The sequence below is a fragment of the Alphaproteobacteria bacterium genome (assembly GCA_030740435.1).
GTDB lineage: Bacteria > Pseudomonadota > Alphaproteobacteria > UBA2966 > UBA2966.
In genome coordinates this window covers 1-4,664 of the sequence record JASLXG010000158.1, presented here as the reverse complement: position 1 = coordinate 4,664, position 4,664 = coordinate 1, and the positions used below count along the sequence as shown (strand labels likewise).

Genomic DNA, 4,664 nt, shown 5'->3' with positions numbered 1-4,664 from the left:
AGGTCGCGCCACGGAGATCCCGTACGAACCCGCCACAAAACGGCCTCCAGAAATAGGCGATTGTCTGCCGCCGTCACACCACGATCCGTGACCTTGCCCGGCAGGTGCGGCGAAATCTTTTCCCAAACCTCGTCCCCGATGACCAAACGATCCGTGTTCATCCAAGCCTCCTGACAAAAGAAAGCTTGAATCACTTTTTGACGCTCTTGGGAATCCCTTAAATGTCAACAGAACCTAGTGGGGTTTCAAACAGCACCGCCCACCATTAACAATCCTTAATTAAAGGGACGCGGACGTTTCGTTAAGGAATCGATCTCCCGGTCATTAACAAACCTTAATTAGAGGGACGCGGACGCTTTTGACGCTTTTTTTGGCCGTCGATTTCGCGCTCCTTCAAAACTCGCCGCATGACCTTGCCGGTGGCGGTGGTGGGCAGTTCGGTGATGAATTCGATCTCGCGGGGGTATTCGTGTTTGGCCAGGCGATGGCGTACGAATTCGCGCAGCTCGGATTCCAGCTCGGGGCCGGACGCGTAGCCTTCGGCCGGCACCACGAAGACCTTGATGATCTCGGTGCGCACGGCATCGGGCTTGCCGATGGCGGCCGAGAGCGCCACCGCCGGGTGTTGCAACAAGCAGTCCTCGATCTCGCCCGGGCCGATGCGGTAGCCCGAAGAGGTGATGACGTCGTCGTCGCGGCCCTTGAACCAGAAATAGCCGTCTTCGTCGCGGGTGCCCACGTCGCCGGTGATCAGCCAGTCGCCGCGGTATTTGTCCCTGGTGGCCTCCGGGTTGCGCCAGTATTCCAGCAGCATTACCGGATCGGGCCTCAGGAAGGCGATGTGGCCCTCGTCGCCGGGCGGCAGCACGTTGCCCGCGTCATCGACGATGGCGGCGACGTGGCCCGGCGCCGCCTTGCCCAGCGAGCCGAAGCGGGGTGCCATCAGCTTGGGATTGTGCGCCATCACGATGTTGCATTCGGTCTGGCCGAAGCCCTCGTTGACGGTGATGCCGAAGCAGCGCTTGCCCCAGTCAAGGATCTCGGTGCCCACGGCCTCGCCGCCGGTGAACATGGAACGCAGATCGACGGCCGGCGGCTCGGCCACTTGGCGCATCAGCTTGAGCATGGTGGGCACCAGCAAGGTGTTGCGCACGCGGTGCTTGGCCATCATGTGGAAGGCCTTTTCCGGGTCGAAAGCCCCCTTGGTGCGGAAGGCCAGCACCGGCTTGCCATGCCACCAGGCGGGAAACAGGCAATCCATCAGCCCGGCCAGCCAGGCCCAGTCGGCCGGCGACCACATGAGGTCGTCGGCGAAGCCGTAGAAGTCGAACAGCATCTCGAAGCCGGTCATGTGGCCGATCATGGTGCGATGCGCGTGCAAGGCCCCCTTTGGGGGCCCTGTGGTGCCCGAGGTGTACGATATGAAGGCCGGCTCGTCGGCGGCCGTGGCGGCCGTCTCGGCCCGGTCGGAGGCGCGGCCCAGTTCGGCCCGGAAGTCCAGCGCGCCGGATTCCCGGCCGTCGCTCAGAAACACCTTTTGCAAATCCGGGCAGCGCTCGCGGATGGCCGCTATCTTGGGAAAATTCTCGCGGTCCGTGACCACTGCCCGGGCACCCGAGTTCCGCAAGCGGTATTCCAGTGCGTCCTCGCCAAACAGCGTGAACATGGGGATCGAGAGCGCCCGCATCTTGAAGCAGCCGAGGTGCGCGACGGCCGTTTCCGGCGTCTGGCCCAGCAGCACCGCGACGCGGTCGCCGGCAGTGACGCCGTGGCCGGTGAAGGTGTTGGCGGCCTGATTGGCCAGGCGCTGGATCTGGCCGAAGGTGTAGGTCGTGACCTGGCCGTCCTGGGTCTCGTAGATCAGGGCCGGCGCCTGGGGCGTGGCCTCGGCGTGGCGATCACAGATAGCCGTGGCGATGTTGAAGCGTTGGGGTATGGACCACTGGAAATCCGCGTAGAGCTTTTGGTAGCTGCCGGCCTTTCGGTCGAGAACTGAATAGTTCACCCGGGATCTCCCCAAAATAACCCCCGGCAGCGAGGATAGCGCGTTTTAGGTTATTTGAGAATCGCCTGGCCACCCGGGACTCTCATCCTAGCAAAAAGTGTCGCATTTCGGCAAAAAAGCGTCGCGAATACGATAGCTTTTACTCTTTTTCAAGCCCATTTATGGCTTGATAGAAGGGTGTCTTTTGCGGGCTTTGTGGTCCCGGGGTGGAGGCGGAAAGATGGCCGAAAACGATATCGATCTGGCGTCGCTGGGCGACGATGATCTGGCGCAGCAAATATTCGACGATCTCTACGATGGCCTCAATGACGAGGTCTCGGAGGGCGTGCAGATTCTGCTCGGCCGAGGCTGGACTCCCTATGACGTTCTGACCAAGGCGCTGGTCGAAGGCATGCGCATCGTCGGCGCCGATTTTCGTGACGGCATTCTGTTCGTGCCCGAGGTGCTGCTGTCGGCCAACGCCATGAAGGCGGGCATGACCATCCTGAGGCCGCTGTTGGCCGAGACCGGCGCGCCCAGCCTGGGCCGAGTCGTGGTCGGCACGGTCAAGGGCGACATCCACGATATCGGCAAGAACCTGACCGGCATGATGCTCGAGGGCGCCGGTTTCGAGGTCGTCGACTTGGGCATCAACGTGGCGGCCGAGGACTTCCTGGCGGCCATGGAGGAGCACCGGGCCGACATTCTCGGTATGTCGGCACTGCTCACCACCACCATGCCCTACATGAAAACGGTGATCGAGGCGCTGGAGGAAAAGGGCCTGCGCAACGACACCATCGTGCTGGTCGGCGGGGCGCCGCTGAACGAGAGCTTTGCCGAACATGTCGGCGCCGACGCCTACTGCCGCGACGCCGCCATGGCGGTGGAGATGGCCAGCCAATTCATGTCGCGGCGCCAGGGCAGCGCTCAGGCGCAGATGGCGGCCGGGGAATAACCCGGGCTAGGTGCCGTCGTCGGGAAACACGGGGTTGTCCTTGGGCCGTAAGCCGTAAGCCGTAAGCCGTAAGCCGTAAGCCCAGGCCACCGCCCCATAGCCATCGACAAAGTAGCTACCGTTGGCCGCCAGGGCGGGACCTCGAGGGGCGCTGTTTCCCTTGTCATACCCCGATTCTCGGATCGCCCACCCTTGGGCACAACGGGGCCATGTGTTGGGAAAACCCGCATAGTGCGGTATTCTTTAAACAAATCAATCGGAGGATTGCGTGGATCGCCGCGAGGTTGCCAGCCAGTTTCGCGCCCGCCTGGCCGAGGCCATGCAGGGTGCCGGCATCAGCCAGTCGCTGTTGGCCCGGCGCGTCGGCGTCGACCGTTCGACGCTGTCGCAGCTTCTCTCGGGCGAGGGCGACCGTTTGCCCCGGGCCGACACCGTGGCCGGTCTGGCCGGGCAGCTTCAAGTCAGTCTCGATTGGCTGCTCGGCCTCAGCCAGGAGCGCCGCCTGGGAGCCGAGATCCTCCATGAATCGCTGGAGATCGCGCCCAGCCCCGATGCCCCGGTCAATCCCGGGCTGGAGCGCTGGTTCGAGGAGGCGACGGGCTATAAGATCCGCCACGTGCCGACGACGCTGCCCGATCTCTTCAAGACCGACGAGGTGGTGCGCCACGAATACCGGGATTTCGTCGGCCTTTCCGCCGACGCCGCCATCGCCGCCAGCCAGGGCGAACTGGCCTATTCGCGCCAAGCCGAAACCGACCTGGAGATCTGTGCGCCGCTGCAGGATTTTCAGAGCTTTGCCCGCGGCGAGGGTTTGTGGCGCGGCCTGGGGGCGGCTGCCCGGCGGCGTCAGGTGGAGCGCCTGGTGGGCCTCAGCGAAGAGCTCTATCCCGGCCTCAGGCTCTATCTCTATGACGGCCTGAGCCACTATGCCGTGCCCTACACCATCTTCGGGCCGCAGCGCGTGGCGCTTTACGCCGGCCAGCTTTATCTCGTCTTCAACACCACCGAACACATCCGCACCTTCAATCGCCACTTCGACGACCTGATCCGGGCAGCCCAGGTGCAGCCGACGGAAGCCGCGGGCTTCTTTTCCGGGCTGCTGGGCGAGGTCGGCTAGGTTCATTGCAGCAAATCCAGGAGAACCGACATGAGCGACGAACAGAAACCAACACGAAATCTGAGCGGTGGCTGTCTTTGTGGCGCCGTGCGCTTCCGTATCGAGGGGCGCGTGCGCGACGTGGTTGTCTGCCACTGCGGCCAGTGCCGCCGCTCGCACGGGCACGTGGGCGCCTATGCCGGGGTCAAGCAGGCGGATCTCAGCTTCGAAGACGAAAGCGGTCTCACCTGGTACCGCTCGTCCGACCAGGCCAGCCGGGGGTTCTGCTCGGTCTGCGGCGGCCGGCTGTTCTATCGCCAGCACGAAAGTCCCTTCATCGCCGTCGCCGCCGGCAGCCTGGACCAGCCCTCGGGTCTGGCCACCATCGGCCACATATTCACCGCCGACGCCGCCGATTATTACGCCATCCCCGCCGACCAGAAGCAGTACCCGGCCGGCATGACGGGGTGAGAAATGCGGGCTAGCCTGCCCATGTACGACCTCGACGGGCTGCGCCCGGCCACCACAGCGTGGTGGCAGGGTCTGGCCCGGCATTTCAGGGCGGCTGGGTTGGCCGGGGTGCCGCCAGAGCTCAGCTGGCCGGCCGATCGCGAGACCCATTGGCGCGC

General features: G+C 64.0%; 5 protein-coding genes. 3 read left to right on the top strand and 2 right to left on the bottom strand.

Going from position 1 to position 4,664, the window contains the following annotated elements; genetic code table 11:
• Together QGG75_16125 and QGG75_16120 are read right to left on the bottom strand one after the other, a co-directional pair.
• Window positions 1-161, bottom strand: a 161-nt coding sequence (locus QGG75_16125; GenBank protein MDP6068761.1) for a transposase, incomplete at its 3' end; no start/stop codon positions are given.
• A gap of 173 nt (window positions 162-334) precedes the next feature.
• Entirely contained in the window at window positions 335-2,005 is a 1,671-nt protein-coding gene (locus QGG75_16120) for an AMP-binding protein (protein ID MDP6068760.1), read from the bottom strand.
• A 220-nt stretch (window positions 2,006-2,225) separates the two neighbouring features.
• Between QGG75_16120 and QGG75_16115 the strand changes: the two genes are divergently transcribed.
• The 3 genes from QGG75_16115 to QGG75_16105 all read left to right on the top strand — a co-directional run bounded on the left by QGG75_16115 (window position 2,226) and on the right by QGG75_16105 (window position 4,506).
• Entirely contained in the window at window positions 2,226-2,939 is a 714-nt protein-coding gene (locus QGG75_16115; GenBank protein MDP6068759.1) for a B12-binding domain-containing protein, read from the top strand.
• Window positions 2,940-3,207: 268 nt separating this feature from the next.
• Window positions 3,208-4,056 carry a helix-turn-helix transcriptional regulator gene (locus QGG75_16110; protein MDP6068758.1) on the top strand — a complete coding sequence of 283 codons (849 nt, stop codon included), beginning with the start codon at window positions 3,208-3,210 and terminating at the stop codon, window positions 4,054-4,056.
• Window positions 4,057-4,086: 30 nt separating this feature from the next.
• Entirely contained in the window at window positions 4,087-4,506 is a 420-nt protein-coding gene (locus tag QGG75_16105) for a GFA family protein (protein ID MDP6068757.1), read from the top strand.
• Window positions 4,507-4,664: the final 158 nt, after the last annotated feature.